We start from the raw sequence: 17,216 nt of genomic DNA, 5'->3' as shown, positions 1-17,216 counted from the left end.
CAGCGACGGGCCCGAAGGGTGAGTGGCGCCAGTCTCGAATAATCCCGCCTGGAGGGAGAACCTCCCAGGTGAACCCAGTCTTAGGCTTGGCCCCGAACCCGCGACGCAGAGTCGAATTGGCGCCCGTGCTGGGTTCGACTACCGTTCGCGAGCCAGCGTTGTTGTTGCTATCACCGGTGAGCGCTTGGGCTACCCGACAATTAGAAAGATGAGCCCGGCTCGGCAAGAAACGCGGCTTCTTCCCCCGTATTCTCGCGGCCGAGCACCGCATTGCGATGCGGGTAGCGGCCGAAGCGCTCGATGATCGTGTAATGCTTGCGTTCGGCGTCGAGGTGATTCTGCATGCCAAGCGCGTCGTAGAGGGCCAGAGCAGTCTGGTGATCGGCGAGTGACTCGCTATGCATGAACGGCATGTAGAGGAACGCCCGTTGTTGTCGCGTCAGCGCGCGGTCGGCGCCGGCGTCGATCGCTTCGCGGGTTCGCGCCAGCGCGGCCGGATCGTTCTCGAACGCGCGCGGGCTGTCGCGATGGATATTGCGTGAGAACTGGTCGAGCACAAGAATCTCTGCGAGCCGGCCGGTCGGCGTTTCGCGCCAATGGTGCAGTCCGCCGGCCGCGGCTTCCGAGAGCGTGACGCCGAAACCATCCACTATCCGTTGGTCCAGTCTTTCGGACTTGCGAAACCAGTCGCGCGGCGAGAGCTCATCGAACCAGAAACGGATCACGGTGTCCGGCGATACCGGCTGCGCCATGTGCTCGCCTTCGGCGGCGTGCTGTCGCGTGCTAGCCATGGCCATCGCTGACCGCTGTACTGCCGGGCGGCGCCTCTTGATAGGCGCTGCGCGCGTCGTGCAGCACGCTGATGGCGGAGCGCATGAACAGACCCGCGATCGCCGCACCGATGAGGATGTCGGGCCAGATGCTATGGGTCAGGGCGACCAGCGCGGCCGCGGCGATCACACCGCTGTTGGCGACCAGATCGTTGCGTGAGCAGATCCAGACCGAGCTCATGTTGACGTCGTCATCGCGATGCCGGGTGAGCAGCACGAGACAGACAAGGTTGCCGGCCAGTGCCAGCACGCCGACCCCGGCCATGAGCGTCGCCTGAGGGGGCAGACCGTAGATCAGCTTGAATACGAGCTGGATGCTCACCAGCAGCCCGAAGCAGCCCGAAGCCGAGCATGACCGCACCCTTGAACCCGGCCGACACGGCCTTGGCGCGTGCGCCCTGGGCGATGACTGCGAGGCTGAGCCCGTAAACCATCGTGTCGCCGAGCATGTCCAGCGAATCTGCGAGCAATGCGGTGGAACCGGCAATCCAGCCCGCGGCGAACTCGCCGACGAACATGACGGCGTTGAGCGCGAGCACGATCCAGAGCACGCGTTTCTGGCTTTCGCGCATCCGTTTGAGATGGGCATCGTCTTCGCTGCAGCAACCGGCCACGAGGCATCCGGATCGTTAAATATTGATCAGAGGATATACCGTAAGGCAGGTTCGGTGAACCGTACCGGCATCTCGTTTCGTGCTCAAGCCGCGCTGCCCGACCCGTAGTCGGCCATCGGGATTTCCACCCGCACGCTGCTGGCGTCGTCGATCGACAGCCTTACCTTGAAGCCGAGGCCGCGGGCGAGCTTGAGCATGGGCCGATTCTGGGCGAGCACATCGCCGTAGACGGTTTCGATACCGCGGGCCTGGGCCTGGCGCAACAGACAGTCGAGAAGATGGCGGCCGAGACCGATGCCGGCATGGTTTCGATGCACGAGGATAGCGAACTCGGCTTCGTTGCCGTCCGGGTCGGCGATGATCGTGCCCATGCCGGCCAGCTGATCGGGCGTGTCGTAGGCGCTGACCACCAGCGACACCTCGCGGTCGTAGTCGACCTGGGTGATGCGTGCCGCCATGTCGTGGGAAAAATGCCGGATATAGTTGAAGAACCGCAGGCGGATCTCTTCCGGACTGAGACTCTCGAGCAGATCGAGTACCGCGGGTTCATCCGAGGGCCGGATCGCACGCACGATGAAGCGCCGTTCGTTCTTGAGGGTCACGATATGTCGCATGCGCGCCGGATAGGGCGACATGGCCAGGCGCTCGCGTGCCGGCCGCGGGTTGCCGGTGATCTCGATCAGGCTGTCGGCTGGCGATTGCAGGCGTCCACGCGGGCCTACCGCGACGCGCAGATCGAATCCGGCGAGCTCGGGAATATCGACGATCATCTTGCCCAGGCGGACCAATGCCTGGGCCAGTGCTTCGAATGCGGCGCGGGTGCCGCGTAGACGTGAGGCGCTGGCGCCTTGCAGCATGCGACGGGCGAGCAGGGCGTCCAGGGGTGCAAAGCCGTAGGCGGGCGCGATGCCGACGGCCTCGTCCTGAACGCTCATCACCATGCCCAGCTCGGGATGGGCGAGCGCGCGCACGCGGACCTGGACCGCGGTTTCCGGCGGCGTTTCGCCGGCGATGCCGTAGGCGGTGAGCAGATGCGCGGCTTCATCCGCCGACAACCATTCCACGCCATCGCTCGACAATGCCTCGAGCCGCTCGCGCAGGGATGCGACGTCCGCGGTGACGGAGGGATCGGGCGGTGGGGTCGCGGTCAACAGCTCGCGCGTGAATCGGTATTGCGCCCGGTAGCGCACGGCCCGCACGGCCTCGTCGGCGGAGGCGAAGGTGGCCAGTCGCGCCAGCGCGCTGCTGTGGCGGGCCGGCTGGGCGGTGTGCAGCCCCAGCCACACGGTCATCAGGCGCGGGCTGATTTCGGCCTTTGCGATCGCATCGACCATGGGTTCGTGCGGTTGGCCGGCGACCGGACTGTGCACGAACAGGACCGCATCGACGTTGTCGGTGTCTTCGGTCGCTGTTTTCAGGGCTGCGAGCGTGTGTTGGGTACTGGAGGAGGCCAGGTCGATCGACACACCGTGGTCGCTGGCGTCGGGCGCCTCCCGCGCCAGCGTCTGACGGGTGGCCTCACCCAGACGCGCCGGCTCCAGTCCCTGGCGGATCAGGGCGTCGGTCCCCAGGGCGCAGACGCCGGAACCGTTGCCGAGTACCGCGACGCGGTTGTGGGTCACGGTCGGCAGCAGTTCCAGCGCCGCCAGTCCGTCGAACAGGCCGCCCAGACTTTCGCATTCGACCAGGCCAGCACGGGCGAACGCGGCCGATCGCGCCGGATCCGGGCCCTGCGGGCCGCCGTCGATCGCGCGGCGAGTCTGCAGTACCAGCACCGGTTTGACCCGGGCGACAGCGCGGGCGGCGGATATGAACTTGCGGGGTGCACGGATACGCCCGACCTGGAGCACGACCGCACGGGTGCGCGGATCGAGCGCGGCGTAATCGAGCAGATCGGCGATATCGATATCCGCCTCGGAGCCGCTGCAGGCCAGCCAGGAAAAGCCGATGTTGCGCCCCAGCGCCCAGTCGAGCGCGGCCGCCGCGAGCGACTGCGACTGGGTGATCAGCGCGACCTTTCCCAGACGCGGCGCCTGCGCCAGCGTACTGATGTTGCGCTCGCTGCGCGTCTGCACGATGCCGGCGGATCGCCCGCCCAGCAAACGCAGATTGTAGGGACGCGCGGCGCGCAATACTTCGTTGGAGATTCGTTCGTCGGCACACCAGAGCACGGCCCGGCAGCCCTGTTCGCCGAGTGCGGTAATCAGCTTTGGCTGACCCCAGCGCGCGTCGAGAATCACCGCCAGTTCGGCGCCGTCGTCGGGTACGCGCTCGGCGCCGCGCCAACGGGTCAGGTGGCGGCGCTTGTCGGCCGGCAGGCTCGCTTCGATATTGGCCAGCAGCTGGCGCTGCGCATGGCTACGCGCTTCGCCCAGCACCAGCACCCGGTCGCCGTGAAACAGCGCATCGATATTGCGCAGGGTCATGCGGTGACCAGGCCACGGCGGTGCGCGGGTGGGCGCGAAACAGGGTTGATGAAGGGCCGGCTCATGGCGCCATCACAGCAGGGTTGGCGTTGTCGCTCAAGCGGTCGCTGCTTCGGTTGGCGTCCCAAGAAGTTGGCGCAGCGTATATTGCCACCCATCCGCATCGCGTAATACGCTCGGACCAGCGAGGAGTCATGGCCAGTCTGCAACGCATCCTGACCGCGCCGACGCGTGGCGCGTCGATGGTCGATGCCGGTGCGATCGAGGCGATCCCGGGCCGCGGGCTCGCGGGCGATCGCTACTGGGTCGGCACCGGGACGTTTTCCGGCCGCCCGGGTGTATTCGCCGGTGCGCGCGAGCTGTCGATGATCGATGTGGCCGCTATCGCGCTGTGCAACGAGCGTCTCGCGTTGGACGCCGGCGCGCAGCTCGACGCAGCCGATCTGCGGCGCAATCTGGTGGTTGCGGGCCTGGAGCTGCCTGCATTGCGCCAGCGCCTGATTCGCGTCGGCCCGGTCACGCTGGAAATCGTGAGCAGCTGCCCGCCGTGCGGATATCTCTCGCGTCTGCTCGGCGTGGACGCCAGGCAGGCGCTGCGCGGTATTGGCGGCGTACGCGCGCGGATCGTGGATGCGGGCTGGCTGCAGGTGGGTGACGCAATCATCGAGGTCGGCGGCGGCCAACGTTGATCCGAGCTCTCGCAACCTGGCGCGCCGCTCGGCCGGGAATTGCCACCTGCGGGTTGCGATTGGCGGTATCTTGATGCGCCATGAGGCTGGCGACGGCCAAAGGCACCCTGGTCTTCTGTTCTTACCTTCATCATCTTTTCAAGAGCGCCATGACATCTCTGATACTTCATCATTTCGACGCCTCTCCGTTTTCGGAAAAAGTCCGGCTGATACTGGGTTACAAGAATCTGGCGTGGCAGTCGGTGCAGGTCCCGCGGATCATGCCCAAGCCCGACCTGATGCCCCTGACCGGCGGCTACCGGAAAACGCCGGTGCTCCAGATCGGGCGCGATATCTATTGCGACACGCGCCTGATCGCCCGCACGATCGATCGCCTGGCGCGCGAGCCCACGCTGCTGCCGCCGGGGCAGGCCGCCAGCGTTCGCGCGCTCGAGCATCTGGCCGATAGCCAGCTTTTCCTGGCGGCCGTTCCCGTGCTGTTCCGACCGGAGGGGCGCAAGGTGCTGCAGGAGAAACTCGGCGACGCCTATCTGGCGAAGTTCCAGGCGGACCGCGCGAAGCTGTTCCAGGGCGGCAGCGTGGCGCGTCCGGACGAGGTGTTCTCACGCGCGAACTGGGCGCCGGCAATGGCCGATCTCGACGCCCAACTGGCCGAGTCAGCGTTTCTGTTGGGCGATGCGCCCACGCTGGCTGATTTCGCCGTCTATCACCCGGTCTGGTATGTGCGCGGCAATGCCGGGGTCGCGCCCACGCTGGATGTCTATCCGCACCTGCTGCAATGGTTTGCCCGCATGCGCGACATTGGTCACGGCAGGCCGACCGAGTTGGCGGCCTGCGAAGCGCTCGAGATTGCCAGCGACTGTCAAGAATGGCAGTCGCTGGCCGATACATTCGATAACAGCCTCGGGTTGTCGGCCGGCGACGCGATCGTCGTCAGTGCCCGCGATTACGGCGTCGACGGTGTCGCAGGCGAACTGGTGCATCTGGATGCACTGTCGGTAGTCGTGGCACGTGAAGTCGAAGGCGTCGGGCCGGTGCGGGTGCATTTTCCGCGCGTCGGTTTCGATATCGCCGGCTGTGCATGAACTGATCGACCGCGGATCCGGAGCGGCCGAGCGGCGGATCGATCCTGTGTTTGCATCGTCGCAGGGCGGGGAACGAGATACGGAGATTGCGATGGCGGGATGTGCCAGAAACGAGCACGAATGCAAACGCTGCGAGGGGGCCCTCGATTTCGATTTCACGATGGCTTTCCAGCCGATCGTGGATGTTCGGCAAGGCGTTGTCCATGCCTACGAGGCGCTGGTACGCGGCACCGCCGGTGAGTCGGCGTTCGAGATTCTCTCGCGCGTCGACGAGCGCACGCTGTACCGGTTCGACCAGGCCTGCCGAGTCAAGGCGATAGAAATTGCGCATGCTCTGGGCCTGCAGAGTGCGCTCTCGATCAATTTCCTGCCCAACGCGGTCTACGACCCGCAGGCCTGTATTCAGGCTACCCTCGAGGCCGCACGTCGCGTGGGCTGGCCGACCGACAAGATCAGCTTCGAGATAACCGAAACCGAATTGGTACGCGATCGCCTGCATCTGCAGAATATCGTGAGTTCCTATCGTGCGATGGGTTTTCAGACCGCCCTGGACGATTTCGGTACCGGCTTCGCCAATCTGGAGTTGCTGGTAGAACTCACCCCCGATTGGCTCAAGATCGATCGTCGTTTCATCGATGGCGTGGATCATCTGCCGCGCAAGCAGGCGATCGTCGACAGCATCATCGTGCTGGCCCGCGGCTTGGGTACCGGGATGATCGCCGAAGGCGTGGAAACGGTGGCCGAAGCCCGCTGGTTGTATCAGCGCGGGATCGATCTGCAGCAGGGTTATCTGTATGCCCGTCCCGCGATCGAGCAGCTGCCGGTCTGGGATCCGGCGCTGCTGGAAATGGTGTGCGCTGCCGACAGCTGGTCGGAACGGGCTCAGGCGCGGATGTAGGCCCAGCCGTCGCGCTGTCGGTCGGTTATGTAGACCACCGCCGCGGCGACCTGCACGAGATGATCCGGGGCCTCGAGCTGCTGGTTGTGCAGGGTGTTGGCACATACGCGCAGATGTGTGTCGGTGGCGTGCGGTGTGGCGAGCGCCGGCGCCACCGCGTCTGCATTGATCACGATCTCGACCACGCCGTTGTCGACCGCAGCCAGGAAATTCGCGGCATTACTGCGCGCGCGGGAAAGCGACGCTTCGTCGGCGGCATGGATGATCAGGCGAGGTGGCTGGTCGATCATTCTCGATTCCTTAAAGAGCGTGTGCCACGCGCGCGGCGAAGGCTTGCAGATCCGTACTCTCGCGTTCGCGCGGATGGCCGACCGATACCGCCTCGTCGAAGACGATGCGTGCCGGTGCACCACGCAGCACGCATACGCGCTGGGCCAGATAGGCCGCCTCCTGAATATCGTGGGTGACGAAAAGCACCGCCATGCCCAGGCGTTGCCAGATGGACAGCAGTTCGTCCTGCAGGCGCGCGCGGGTCAAGGCATCCACAGCAGAGAACGGCTCGTCCATCAGCAGGATATTCGGGCGTACGGCCAGGGCGCGGGCCAGCCCGACGCGCTGGGCCTGTCCTCCCGAAATCTCGTGTGGCCAGCGATCACCGAAATCGGCCATGCCGATCAGTTCCAGCACCTCGTCCACGCGTGCCTCGCGTTGAGCGCGGGACAGCCCCAGCCCCGACAGCCCATAGCCGACGTTGGCGCGCAGGCGCCGCCAGGGCAGCAGGCGCGTGTCCTGAAACACGAAAGCACTGGGCCGGGTGCCGCGTCCGGGTCGGGCGGGAGTGTGAATGACGCCGCCACTGGGCTGGATCAGCCCGGCGACATTGCGTAGAACCGTCGACTTGCCCACCCCGGAGCCGCCGACCAGGGCGACGAATTCACCGGCGCCGATGCTGAAATCGAGATGCTCGAATACCGGCTGCTGGCTGCCCGGATAGTGATAGGCGACGTCCTCGAGCTGCACGAGCGGGGCGCTCATGGCCGCCACCGCAATGCTCGGTTCTCGACCAGCGCGAACAGACCGTCGGAGAGCGTGTAGATCAACGAGATGGCGAGCATATAGACCACGACCGAATCGTAGGCGCCGACGCCGGCCGCGGAGTTCATTTCCTGGCCCATGCCCGGCACGCCGAGCAGTTCGGCCGCGATCAGCGTCATCCAGGCCTGGCCGACGCCGGTGCGCATGCCGGACAGGATGCTGGGCATCGCGCCCGGCAGGGTGATGCTGGTGATGCGTTTGAGAAAACCGCCGTGGCCAAAGGCACGCGCCAGTTCGTAGTAGCGCGGATCGACGTCGCGCACGCCCGATGCGGTGGCGAAATAGTTGACCCAGAACACGCCGATCGAAATCACGAACGCCGCGCCCGCGTGGCTGACCTGAAACCAGGCGATGGCGAAGATGACCCAGGCCAGCGGCGGAATCGGGCGCAGTACGCGCGCCAACATGTAATGGACGTCGTCGAAAAGACGCGAACTGGCGGCCATCAGGCCGACCCCGAAGCCCAATGCCGTACCCACGCCCAGGCCCCAGATATAGTGAATCAGGCTGGAGCCGATCGCCGGCAGCAGCCGACCGCCTTGCCATTCCGAGAGCAGCGCGGCGGGAATGGAGAACGGGTCGGGGATCGTGCCGCGCGGCGCCCAGTTGAATACGTACGCCAGCTTCCACAGCGCGATGAATGCCACCACCCCGGCCACGCCCAGCGCGGGACGGCGCAGAGAGGACGCGGCCGCCGGCACGGAAGAGGCCCGCGTCGATCGGCGCGTTGTTTGCGGATGCGCGCTCACCGCCGGTTACTGGCCGGCGACGGCCTGCGCCGTATCGATTGCATCGTAGAAATGGGTATCGAACAGCGTATCGATATCCAGATCGGCCTTGAGGGTGCCGATCTCTGCCTGAAAGTCGTGCATGCGGCGGGTGCCGTCGACGATGCGGTTGGGGTCGGCGACGAAGCTGTCCGCCGAGTTGTGCACGGCGGTGGCCACGATCTCGCGCGGCAGCCGTCCGCCGCCGACATACTTGTGTACCGCGTCGATGGCGTCATCGTCGCCGGCGCGCAGCTGCGCGCTGGCCCGGGCATGGGCGGCGACCAGCTTCTGCACGACCTTGGGATGGGCCTCGATGAACGCGGCGCGCACGGCGACGACCGCGCCGGGCTGACCGGGGAACATCTGCTCGCCGCGGGCAACGACGCGGGCATCGGGCATGCGGTGCTTCACGATCGATACCACCGGCTCGAGAATCGCAGCGCCGTCGACGGCGCCGGTGAGCAGCGACTGCTGCACTTGTGACGCGCCCTGATAAATCACGTCGACGTCGTCGGGGTTCGCGCCCAGCTGTTTGCGGATCCAGTACTGCAGCACGGTCTGTGGCACCGAACCGACGGGGAAGGTCGACACTCGTGCCTTGCGGCCGGTGTCCGCGGCGAAGCGGGCAAACGCGGTGGCCGGGTCGCCGTCATCGAAATAAGGCGCCAAGTCGCCCAGGGCGACAAAGCTGATCTGCTCGATGATGTTCGAGGCCACGACCTTGATGTCCGCGCCCTTGCCGCGTGCCACCATCGTCGGGCCGATGCCGAAATAGGCGATGTCGAGCTGGCCGCCGAGCAGCGCCTGCACCATCGCCGGGCCGTTCTGGAACGACACCAGTTTCGGTTCGATGCCGGCATCCGCGAGCGAGCCGTCTTCCAGATTCACGAACAGCTGGGCGTCGGGCAGGATCGGCATGTAGCCGATCTCCGCGCTGGCCGTGCCGCTGTCGCTGTCGGCGGAACAGGCCGCCAGCACGAGCAGGATGAACAACACGACAAGAGCGCGTGGCGGTGAAAACCGCATCGAGATTCGAGACATGAGGTGATCAGGCCGGCAGAGATTGATGGCTGTAGTTAGCGGCGTGGATCGCCGTTTGCAAAGAAGCGCTTGTTCTGTCGTTATAACGCCGCTCGCAGGCGAGGCCAGGGGCGTTGCTGCGCGCCGCGCATAGTGCCATAGCGCGCTTGTGGGCGACAGACCGGCGGGCGTTGCTTGCAACCACAGCGGTTGCTTGAGCCGCTGCGCCGGGTTGGGTATGGTCGCGCCCACTTGCGCCTTCTTCACCACTCGCGATGCAGTTCTAGCAGCGCGAGTCGCATTCAAAAAAACATCGGTCGAGTTCATCATGTGGATACGTAATCTGTGCGTCTTTCTGGGTTCCGAGCGTTTTGGCTGGACCGCCGCCGAGCTCGAGGAACGACTGGCCGCGGCGCTGTGCCCGCCCTGCGGCGATCAGCACCCGAGTACCCAGGGTTTCGTGCCGCCGATCAAGGGCGAGCACGCCATGGTCTATGTGGTCGACGATCTGGCCGTGTGTCTGCATCAGGAGGTGTCGCGGGTGCTGCCGTCCGCGGTGCTCAACGAAGAAGTCGAGGAACGCGTCGAACGCATCGAGACCGGGGAGGGCCGCAAGGTCAGCCGTCGTGAACGCGCCGACATCAAGGATCAGGCCCACTTCGAACTGTTGCCGCGGGCGTTCACCCGCTCGCGCCGCACGCATCTGATCATGGACCTGCGCGATAATCGCGTCTGGGTGGATTGTTCAGCCGAAAAACGCGCCGAGGATATCGTCGCCAGCCTGCGTACGGCCCTCGGCAGCCTGCCGGTCACCCGGCCGTCGCCGGCGGTGTCGCCCGCGGAGGAGATGACCAGCTGGCTGCAGGAGCCGGCCAAGTTGCCCAACGGCTTTGAATGCGGCGATCGCTGTGCGCTGGAAGCCAACGACGACACCAAGTCGAGCGTGCGCGTGAGCGCCATGGACCTGCAGCGCGACGAGGTGCTCGCGCATGTCGCCTCGGGCATGCACGTCGTGCGTCTTAATCTGTCGGTCGATGACGCCATCGAGTTCGATCTGGACGAGAATCTGGATCTCAAGCGCCTGCGTGCGCTGGATCTCATCCAGGAAGACATCGACAACCTGGATACCGAGGATGCCGTGGCCGAACTGCATGCGCGCCTGAGCCTGCAAGGACAGGTGATTCGCGGCCTGCTGGATCGGGTATACACGCACTTCGGCGTGGCCGGCACCGCCAACGCCCAGGCCGCCTGAGCGTTTTCGGCCGCGCGGTACGGGGCACGCCATGTCGTTCAACACGATTGAGGCCAACCGCCGTGCCGCGCAGTTCGAGGATCGGGAACAACTCTGGCTGTTCGGCTACGGCTCGCTGATCTACAAGGCCGGCTTCGACTATATCGAGCGCCGCCCGGCCTCTATCGAGGGCTGGCAGCGGCGTTTCTGGCAGGGCTCGCACGACCATCGCGGTACGCCCGAAGCGCCGGGCCGGGTCGTCACGCTGGTCGAGGCGCCGGGTGCCACCTGCATGGGCATGGCGTACCTGATCACGCCGGCGGTGTTCGGCTATCTCGATCATCGCGAGAAGAACGGCTATCTGCGTTTTTCCACCGACATGACGTTTGCCGACGGTGACCACGCCGACGGCCTGGTCTATATCGCCACGCCGCAGAACGAGGCCTGGCTGGGCGACGCCCCGGCCGACGCCATCGCTGACCAGATCGCACGATCGCAGGGTCCCAGCGGCGCCAATCGCGACTATCTGCTCAACCTCGCCGACGCGCTGCGCGGATTGGACGCCGACGACGCGCATGTCTTCGATATCGAGACGTGTTTGCGCCAGATCGAAGGCTAGATCGGCCCGCCCGCCGGGCTTGGATGCGTGGGTGGCAAAGGCCCGGCGAGCGTCGAACAGGATGGGTTAGATCAGCAGCAGGGCCGCGATCACCACGCCGGTCACGGCCATGATGATCACACAGAAGCCCATGATGTCCCGGGCCTTGAGGCCGGCAATCGCCAGCGCGGGCAGGGCCCAGAACGGCTGAATCATGTTGGTCCAGGCATCGCCCCAGGCGAAGCCGGTGACCACGTCGGGGATGTTGGCGCCTACCGATTGCGCGGCCTGGACCAGAATCGGGCCCTGAACTGCCCACTGACCGCCGCCGGACGGAATGAAGATATTGATCACCCCGGCGGACAGGAAACTGAGCACTGGCAGTGTGTGGGCCGACGAAACGCTCACGAACCCCTGGGCCAGATCTGCGGCCAGGCCGGAAGCGCTCATCATCCCCATGATGCCGGCATAGAAAGGGAACTGAATCAGCACGCCGGTGGCGCCGCGTACGGCCTCGTCGAGCGTGTCGAGGAAATTCCGGGCGCTGCCGTGCAAGGCGAGGCCGAGAAAGATGAGCACGAAAATGACGATATTCAGATTGAGCCCGCCACCGTTGAATGCGTAGGCCAGCACTGCGGCAAAACCCAGCGCAGCGCTGATCCAGGCAAGCCATCGCGAATGCTCGATGCGTTCTGCGGGGCGGGTAACCTGTGTGTTCCCATCGGTCACCGGCCGCTCGTCGTTGAGCTGGTCCGCGGAGACGGTCACCGGCTTGTCGATACTGCGCATCAGTAGTCGGCAAGTCAGAGGCAGGACGATGAGGATGGCAAGACAGATGGTCAGATTCAGCGGGCTGAAGATGGTCTGGCCGGTTGGAATGAGCCCGATCTTGTCTTCGAGAAAATGCCCGGGGGTCGCGATCACCAGCGGCGCGGCGGCCGAGAGGCCGGCATGCCAGATGATGAACCCGGAGTAGGCACTGGCCACCAGCAGGCGGTAGTCGACGTTCTCGACCCGGCGGGCAAGCTCACGCGCCAGAATCGCGCCGATCACGAGCCCGATAACCCAGTTGAACCAGGTGACCACGAGCGTGATGAAGCTTACCGTGACCACCGCGCGGCCCGGCGTCTTGGTGACGCTGGCGATTCGGTCCACCAGGCTCATGAACAGCGGCGTCTTGGCCACGGTGAACCCGGTCACCAGCATGAGCGTCATCTGCATCGCGAAGCTGAGCAGATTCCAGAAGCCGTCCTGCCAGTAGCCGAGCATGGCGATCGGACCGTGGCCCTCGAAGATCATTCCGGCGGCGAACACGATCAGGGTGATCAGCAGAACGAGAATGAGCGGATCGGGCAGGTAGCGATCAAACAGGCGTACACAGCCGCCGGTGATTTTCTTCAGCATGGCATGAAGTCCCCCAGGTGGTTAAAAAACTCAGGTATTGCGATAAGTGGAATAAATGAGTGTGGCGCTGGCCAGATCCTCGAGGGCGGTGCCGACCGCCTTGAAGACCGTGATCTCGGCGTCGTTGTCACGGCCCGGGTGCGTGCCCTGGCACAGAGCGGCGAGATCGGCTCTGATCTGGTCGGCCGTCAGGCAACCGGCATTGAGTGGGTCGATGAGATCGCCGCTTTCATGCAGGGCGGTGGGTGCATCCACGAACACGCTATTGCCGGTGAAGACGTCGTTGTCGGCTTCGCGCATGGTCGGCGAAAAACTGCCGATCAGATCGACGTGCGTACCCGGCCGCAGCCAGGCGCCACTGATCAGCGGGGTGGTGGATAGCGTGGCACTACTGATGCAATCGGCGGCGCAGACCGCGGCTTCCAGATCGTCAGCGACTTCGGCTTCGAATCCCTGCTCGTTGAGTTCGTCCACGAGCCGCTGTGCATTGGCGTCAGTGGGATTCCACACCGCAACCCGCTCGATGGGCAGAACGCTGCGATAGGCCGCGGCCATCAGCGAACCGATACGGCCGGCGCCCAGAACGAGCAGCGTCCTCGAATCGGCCCGGGCCAGATAGGACGCCGCCAGTGCCGACGCCGCAGCGGTGCGCCGCGCGGTGATCTGATCGCCATCGATCAGGGCCAGGTGTTGGCCGGTATCTGCATCGCAAAGCAGGTAGCTGGCATGAAGGCCGGGCAATCCGCGCTGGCCGTTACCGGGAAAGACGCTGACCAGCTTGATGCCCATATAGGCGCCAGACCAGGCCGGCATCAGCAACAGGGTGCTGTCGTCGGCGTTGCCCACACCGTGATGATGATGGCGCGGTGGGACTTCACAGCCCGCAATAAAAGCGTCGCGCAGCGCCGGCACGAGGCGGTCGAAGGGTAGGCAGCCTTGAGCGGTGTCGGCGTCGATAGTCAGCATGGCGGTAGTCGATCGTGATGAAAACGGATGGATATGGTGTCTTGGTCTGCGCCGGACCGCCGACCCGGACCACGGCTGGCAGTCCTGTTCATGCGTCCAGCTCGATATCGCTGAGTGGCACGGCCTGGCAGGTAAGACAGGTGTCGCTGTCGAGTGCGTCCAGCGCGACGTCGGTATGTACCCGCCCGGCAACAAGACGCAGGGCGCAGCTTTCACACTGGCCCGCCCGGCAGCCGCTCGGCAGCTCGATGCCATTGTGCTCGGCACAAGCCAGAATCGAGCCATGATCGGGTGTCCAGGTCAGCGTGACGTCCGAGCGAGTCAGGTATATCCGGCGTGGCTCGAGCGCGGAAAGATCGGCTGTTTCCGGCGGCGCAAAGGTTTCAGAGAAAATCTCGAAGGCAAATACACCGTGACGGAGGAGGCGTTCGCGTAGCTGGGTCATCATCGTGCCCGGGCCGCACAGATAAAAACGGGCTCGCCGGCTCAGCCAGTATGGGTCGATCAGCGTGTCGTCGATGCGGCCGGCGTGGACGTAGTCGCGGCCCAGCCTGTCGTGGGCCAATGGTTTGCTGTAGACGTTGATCAGCGTCAGCCGTGGCAGGTGTTCTGCTAGCGCATCGATGCGCGCGCGGAAGGGGTGTTGTTGGCTGTTGCGGTTGGCATAGACCAGCCAGATATCGGGCATGGTCGCGGCGCCGTCGTAAGCGAGGCTTTCCAGCAGAGACAGGAACGGCGTGATGCCGATCCCGCCGGCGATCAACACGATGGGTGCCGAATGGCAGCGCGGCAAAGTGAAACGGCCGGCCGGCATCCGTGCCCAGACGTGGTCACCGACTTTCAGCGCATTGTTGACGTGATGCGAGACTAGGGCAGGCCTGTCGCTCGAAGGTGAGAACAGGCGTTTCACGCTGATACGATATTCTTCGGGCGCGGGCGAGGCGACGCCAGACAGTGAATAGCAGCGCTCAAGCCGGTGTCCGTCGGTCATCTCGAATCGTAGCGGCAGATGCTGGCCGGGTTGAAAGCCGGCCAGCGCTCCGCCGTCGGTTGCGCACAGCCGGATCGAGACCACGTCGTCGGTTTCGCGTTCGACGCCCGCGACCCGCAGCGGCCGGAAACCGGGCCAGTGGGGATTTGTGTCGATCGCTTGCAGATCGCAAGCGCCGGATCGAAGCGCGATCGCGCCGCTGAGCGGATCCCGATCCGTTGCGTCGAAGACGGCGTTGATGTTGCGACTCGTCGGCCCGTGAATCGGAGCGCCCGGTAGTCCGAGGTCGTCGCAGGCCTGCCACCAGCCGTAGTCGGCGACAACGACGCCGTCATCCAGTGCGCGGTCGATATGTACGCGCATCCGGGCGCGGCCCACCGGCCCGGAAACGGCTACCCACTGATCCTCTTCGAAGCCGCGTTGCGCCGCCAGCGCCGGTGAAATGGCCACTCGAGGACAAGGCGACCGGCGCCGCAGCGATCCAATCTGTCGGTGCTGGGAGTGGCAGTAATAGCCATCCTTGGCGGTCATCAGTGTCAGCGGCAGCGCGCTGCCGTTCGGGGTTGGGAGACTGATCTGCGGCACGGCTGGGTAGTCGTGCGCATGCAGTTTTTCCGAATAGAACTCCACGCGTCGTGTGGGGGTATCGAAGCCGACGACATTGCCGTCGCCGGTCGGTTTGGCGTACTTGCACTCGCTGCTGTCGAGCGCCACCCGGCGCCCTCGCGGCTGCGCCCGCAGCGTGGCGATATCGAGCCCGAGTGGCGCCAGCATGTGATTCCAGCCGGCAACGATGTCCCCATCGAAGAATTGAGCTGACATCCCCAGTCGGCACGCCAGCGCCATTACCACGTCATAATCGGCACGCGATTCGCCGCGCGGCGGCACCATGCGCTGACGCAATTGCACATGCGCCGCCGCTTCGGCATCGATCTCGAAGCCCGGCCGGAGGCCCTCGCGTTCCCAGGGCGTATTGATCGGCAGCAGGATATCGGCGTAGGCGTTGGTCGGGGTATGGAAAAGATCGCAGTGCACATGGAATTCCAGCGATCGAAGAGCCTGCTCTCCGCGTTCCGGGTCTGGCTGGGAGACCAGGAAATTGGCGCCGAAGCCGAACAGCGCGCGGACTGCATATGGCTTGCGCTCGAGGATGGCGTCGTAGACGTCGCCTGCCGTCACCCAGCCGGAGGCCGGCGGGCCGAGCGGACGTTTTTCGTAGCCGAGTGCCTTGCGGCGCTGGCCTTCGTCGAGCAGTGACAGGTCATTGACGCGCCGCCATGGTAGTGGCCCGTAGATGCGATTGCCGCCGATGCGATCGAAACTGCCGGTGAGTGCATAGAGCGTGGCGATAGCACGCTCGGTCTGGGTCGCGTTGTTGTGTTGTCCGATGCCGGTCCAGCCGTGATAGCTGACCGCCTGCCCGGCAGCGATCAGCATATCGGCCGCCTGTTCGATCTCGGCCGCTGCGAGCCCGGTGGCAGCAGCAGTGCGCTCGACCGACCATGCCGCGCAGGCCTTGCGATAGTGCTCGAATGCAGGACGGCAACTGATGGCGCCGCCACCCTCGAGCATGATTCGATGGGTTCCGTCGAGTGCCAGTTGTGTGGAAAGCTCGGCGTCGATTGCCTGCTGCGTATCGACGATCACCGCGTGTTGCGCGGGTGCTGACCAGGCCAGGAAGCCGGTCGCGCCTGCTGTGATCGCCTCGGCGCGCACAAAGCGGCCGCTGGCATCGTCGACCAGCAGCGGCGCATTGGTCCAGCGCCGGATGAATTGCGTATCGTAAGCCTGCCGTTCGATCAGCACATTGGCCAGTCCGAGCGCGAGAGCGCCGTCCGTGCCGGGACGGATACGCAGCCACAGATCCGCGTTGCGTGCGTGTGCAGTCTCGCGCGGATCGATGACCAATAGCGCTTTGCGCTCGCTCGATTTCTGATCCGCCAGCTTGCCTGCCTGGCTGAGCCAGACGGTTGCCGGATTATGTCCCCAGAGGATATTCAGGTGGGCGCGGCTGTAGTCGGCCACGGGCATGCCGCAACCGAAAGTGAAGGCATGCGCGTGGTCCTTGTGCCAATTGCACAATTCGGTGGCGTAGATCGTATTCGGGCTGCCGTACAGGCGGATGAACCGCTCGACCCAGTCGATGCTGTCCGACATGGGCGTGCCGCTGGGGGTGGTCACCGAAAACGCCACACTCTCCGCACCGTGCCGATCGCGGTAGTGCGCCAATCGGTCGGTGATACGGGTGAGGGCGTCGTCCCAACTGATGCGCTGCCAACCGGGGTCTTCGGCGTCTTTGGCGCCGGTGCGCATCATCGGATAGAGAATACGCTCGCGGCTATGAACGAGTTCCGGCGCTGCGCGGCCCTTGGCGCAGGTGGCTTGGCCGGTGGGATGCCCGGGATCGGCCTCGACCGCAGTCAGGCGATCGCCGTCCACGGTATTGAGCGTGCCACAGCGTGAACGGCACAGCGTGCAATAACCGGACAGTGTGCGTGTCACGACGGCAGGGAAAGCGGAATAGGCATGAATTCACCCTACCGAGTCGAGCGCCGATTAATCTAATATGTATTTTCGAAAGCGTTATATAGGTAAAATC

At 65.0% G+C, this 17,216-nt stretch carries 15 protein-coding genes and 1 pseudogene; 5 read left to right on the top strand and 11 right to left on the bottom strand.

Features of this window, described 5'->3' with window-relative positions:
- Positions 1-200 precede the first annotated feature (200 nt).
- The 4 genes and pseudogenes from ACFOSU_RS11910 to ACFOSU_RS11895 form a co-directional block, all read right to left on the bottom strand.
- Positions 201-797: a DUF924 family protein gene (locus ACFOSU_RS11910; protein WP_380689870.1), complete on the bottom strand. Its 597-nt coding sequence runs from the start codon at positions 795-797 to the stop codon at positions 201-203.
- Positions 784-1,152: a cation transporter gene (locus tag ACFOSU_RS11905; RefSeq protein WP_380690031.1), complete on the bottom strand. Its 369-nt coding sequence runs from the start codon at positions 1,150-1,152 to the stop codon at positions 784-786. The genes ACFOSU_RS11910 and ACFOSU_RS11905 overlap by 14 nt, the downstream gene beginning before the upstream one ends.
- Positions 1,153-1,282: 130 nt before the next feature.
- Positions 1,283-1,348: pseudogene (locus tag ACFOSU_RS11900) on the bottom strand (cation transporter); the annotation flags it as partial.
- A 179-nt stretch (positions 1,349-1,527) separates the two neighbouring features.
- Positions 1,528-3,870 carry a bifunctional acetate--CoA ligase family protein/GNAT family N-acetyltransferase gene (locus ACFOSU_RS11895; RefSeq protein ID WP_380689868.1) on the bottom strand — a complete coding sequence of 781 codons (2,343 nt, stop codon included), beginning with the start codon at positions 3,868-3,870 and terminating at the stop codon, positions 1,528-1,530.
- Between the two features lie 194 nt (positions 3,871-4,064).
- On the opposite strand from ACFOSU_RS11895, the gene ACFOSU_RS11890 reads away from it, so the two are divergent.
- From ACFOSU_RS11890 to ACFOSU_RS11880, 3 genes are all read left to right on the top strand, one after another.
- Entirely contained in the window at positions 4,065-4,559 is a 495-nt protein-coding gene (locus ACFOSU_RS11890) for an MOSC domain-containing protein (RefSeq protein ID WP_380689866.1), read from the top strand.
- Between the two features lie 149 nt (positions 4,560-4,708).
- Positions 4,709-5,644: a glutathione S-transferase family protein gene (locus ACFOSU_RS11885; protein WP_380689864.1), complete on the top strand. Its 936-nt coding sequence runs from the start codon at positions 4,709-4,711 to the stop codon at positions 5,642-5,644.
- 91 nt (positions 5,645-5,735) lie between these two features.
- A complete protein-coding gene (locus ACFOSU_RS11880; protein WP_380689862.1) occupies positions 5,736-6,542 on the top strand; it encodes an EAL domain-containing protein in 807 nt (268 codons plus the stop codon).
- On the opposite strand, the gene ACFOSU_RS11875 is transcribed toward ACFOSU_RS11880, so the two are convergent.
- The 4 genes from ACFOSU_RS11875 to ACFOSU_RS11860 are packed head-to-tail and all read right to left on the bottom strand — an operon-like array spanning position 6,527 to position 9,448.
- The gene (locus tag ACFOSU_RS11875; RefSeq protein WP_380689860.1) at positions 6,527-6,832 is read right to left on the bottom strand and encodes a DsrE family protein; all 306 of its coding nucleotides are present in this window, start codon (positions 6,830-6,832) and stop codon (positions 6,527-6,529) included. The two genes, ACFOSU_RS11880 and ACFOSU_RS11875, sit on opposite strands and share 16 nt — an antisense overlap.
- A gap of 10 nt (positions 6,833-6,842) precedes the next feature.
- Positions 6,843-7,577, bottom strand: a complete 735-nt coding sequence (locus tag ACFOSU_RS11870) for an ABC transporter ATP-binding protein (RefSeq protein WP_380689858.1) — start codon at positions 7,575-7,577, stop codon at positions 6,843-6,845.
- On the bottom strand, positions 7,574-8,338 hold the full coding sequence (locus ACFOSU_RS11865) for an ABC transporter permease (RefSeq protein ID WP_380689856.1): 765 nt from the start codon (positions 8,336-8,338) through the stop codon (positions 7,574-7,576). The genes ACFOSU_RS11870 and ACFOSU_RS11865 overlap by 4 nt, the downstream gene beginning before the upstream one ends.
- Before the next feature lie 54 nt (positions 8,339-8,392).
- The gene (locus ACFOSU_RS11860) at positions 8,393-9,448 is read right to left on the bottom strand and encodes an ABC transporter substrate-binding protein (protein WP_380689854.1); all 1,056 of its coding nucleotides are present in this window, start codon (positions 9,446-9,448) and stop codon (positions 8,393-8,395) included.
- A 307-nt stretch (positions 9,449-9,755) separates the two neighbouring features.
- On the opposite strand from ACFOSU_RS11860, the gene ACFOSU_RS11855 reads away from it, so the two are divergent.
- Positions 9,756-10,679, top strand: a complete 924-nt coding sequence (locus ACFOSU_RS11855; protein ID WP_380689852.1) for a recombination-associated protein RdgC — start codon at positions 9,756-9,758, stop codon at positions 10,677-10,679.
- A 31-nt stretch (positions 10,680-10,710) separates the two neighbouring features.
- Complete coding sequence (locus ACFOSU_RS11850; protein ID WP_380689851.1) at positions 10,711-11,277, top strand: gamma-glutamylcyclotransferase; 567 nt, start codon at positions 10,711-10,713, stop codon at positions 11,275-11,277.
- A gap of 66 nt (positions 11,278-11,343) precedes the next feature.
- Here the strand turns inward: ACFOSU_RS11850 and ACFOSU_RS11845 are convergent, their stop codons facing one another.
- The 3 genes from ACFOSU_RS11845 to ACFOSU_RS11835 form a co-directional block, all read right to left on the bottom strand.
- Positions 11,344-12,660, bottom strand: a complete 1,317-nt coding sequence (locus tag ACFOSU_RS11845) for a short-chain fatty acid transporter (RefSeq protein ID WP_380689849.1) — start codon at positions 12,658-12,660, stop codon at positions 11,344-11,346.
- A 30-nt stretch (positions 12,661-12,690) separates the two neighbouring features.
- Complete coding sequence (locus ACFOSU_RS11840) at positions 12,691-13,626, bottom strand: ornithine cyclodeaminase family protein (RefSeq protein ID WP_380689847.1); 936 nt, start codon at positions 13,624-13,626, stop codon at positions 12,691-12,693.
- Between the two features lie 88 nt (positions 13,627-13,714).
- Positions 13,715-17,119 (bottom strand): molybdopterin-dependent oxidoreductase, encoded by a 3,405-nt coding sequence (locus ACFOSU_RS11835; RefSeq protein WP_380689845.1) that lies wholly within the window; start codon positions 17,117-17,119, stop codon positions 13,715-13,717.
- Positions 17,120-17,216: the final 97 nt, after the last annotated feature.

The sequence above is a fragment of the Salinisphaera aquimarina genome (assembly GCF_042643355.1).
Classification (GTDB): domain Bacteria; phylum Pseudomonadota; class Gammaproteobacteria; order Nevskiales; family Salinisphaeraceae; genus Salinisphaera; species Salinisphaera aquimarina.
This window is presented reverse-complemented; position numbering and strand designations above follow the sequence as displayed.

Bases quoted from the DNA above. Each gene is read 5' to 3' on its own strand.
- ACFOSU_RS11885 (WP_380689864.1), top strand. From the start codon at position 4,709: ATGACATCTCTGATACTTCATCATTTCGACGCCTCTCCGTTTTCGGAA.
- ACFOSU_RS11845 (WP_380689849.1), bottom strand. From the start codon at position 12,660: ATGCTGAAGAAAATCACCGGCGGCTGTGTACGCCTGTTTGATCGCTAC.
- ACFOSU_RS11875 (WP_380689860.1), bottom strand. From the start codon at position 6,832: ATGATCGACCAGCCACCTCGCCTGATCATCCATGCCGCCGACGAAGCG.
- ACFOSU_RS11895 (WP_380689868.1), bottom strand. From the start codon at position 3,870: ATGACCCTGCGCAATATCGATGCGCTGTTTCACGGCGACCGGGTGCTG.
- ACFOSU_RS11860 (WP_380689854.1), bottom strand. From the start codon at position 9,448: ATGTCTCGAATCTCGATGCGGTTTTCACCGCCACGCGCTCTTGTCGTG.
- ACFOSU_RS11840 (WP_380689847.1), bottom strand. From the start codon at position 13,626: ATGCTGACTATCGACGCCGACACCGCTCAAGGCTGCCTACCCTTCGAC.
- ACFOSU_RS11880 (WP_380689862.1), top strand. From the start codon at position 5,736: ATGGCGGGATGTGCCAGAAACGAGCACGAATGCAAACGCTGCGAGGGG.
- ACFOSU_RS11870 (WP_380689858.1), bottom strand. From the start codon at position 7,577: ATGAGCGCCCCGCTCGTGCAGCTCGAGGACGTCGCCTATCACTATCCG.
- ACFOSU_RS11890 (WP_380689866.1), top strand. From the start codon at position 4,065: ATGGCCAGTCTGCAACGCATCCTGACCGCGCCGACGCGTGGCGCGTCG.
- ACFOSU_RS11855 (WP_380689852.1), top strand. From the start codon at position 9,756: ATGTGGATACGTAATCTGTGCGTCTTTCTGGGTTCCGAGCGTTTTGGC.
- ACFOSU_RS11850 (WP_380689851.1), top strand. From the start codon at position 10,711: ATGTCGTTCAACACGATTGAGGCCAACCGCCGTGCCGCGCAGTTCGAG.
- ACFOSU_RS11910 (WP_380689870.1), bottom strand. From the start codon at position 797: ATGGCCATGGCTAGCACGCGACAGCACGCCGCCGAAGGCGAGCACATG.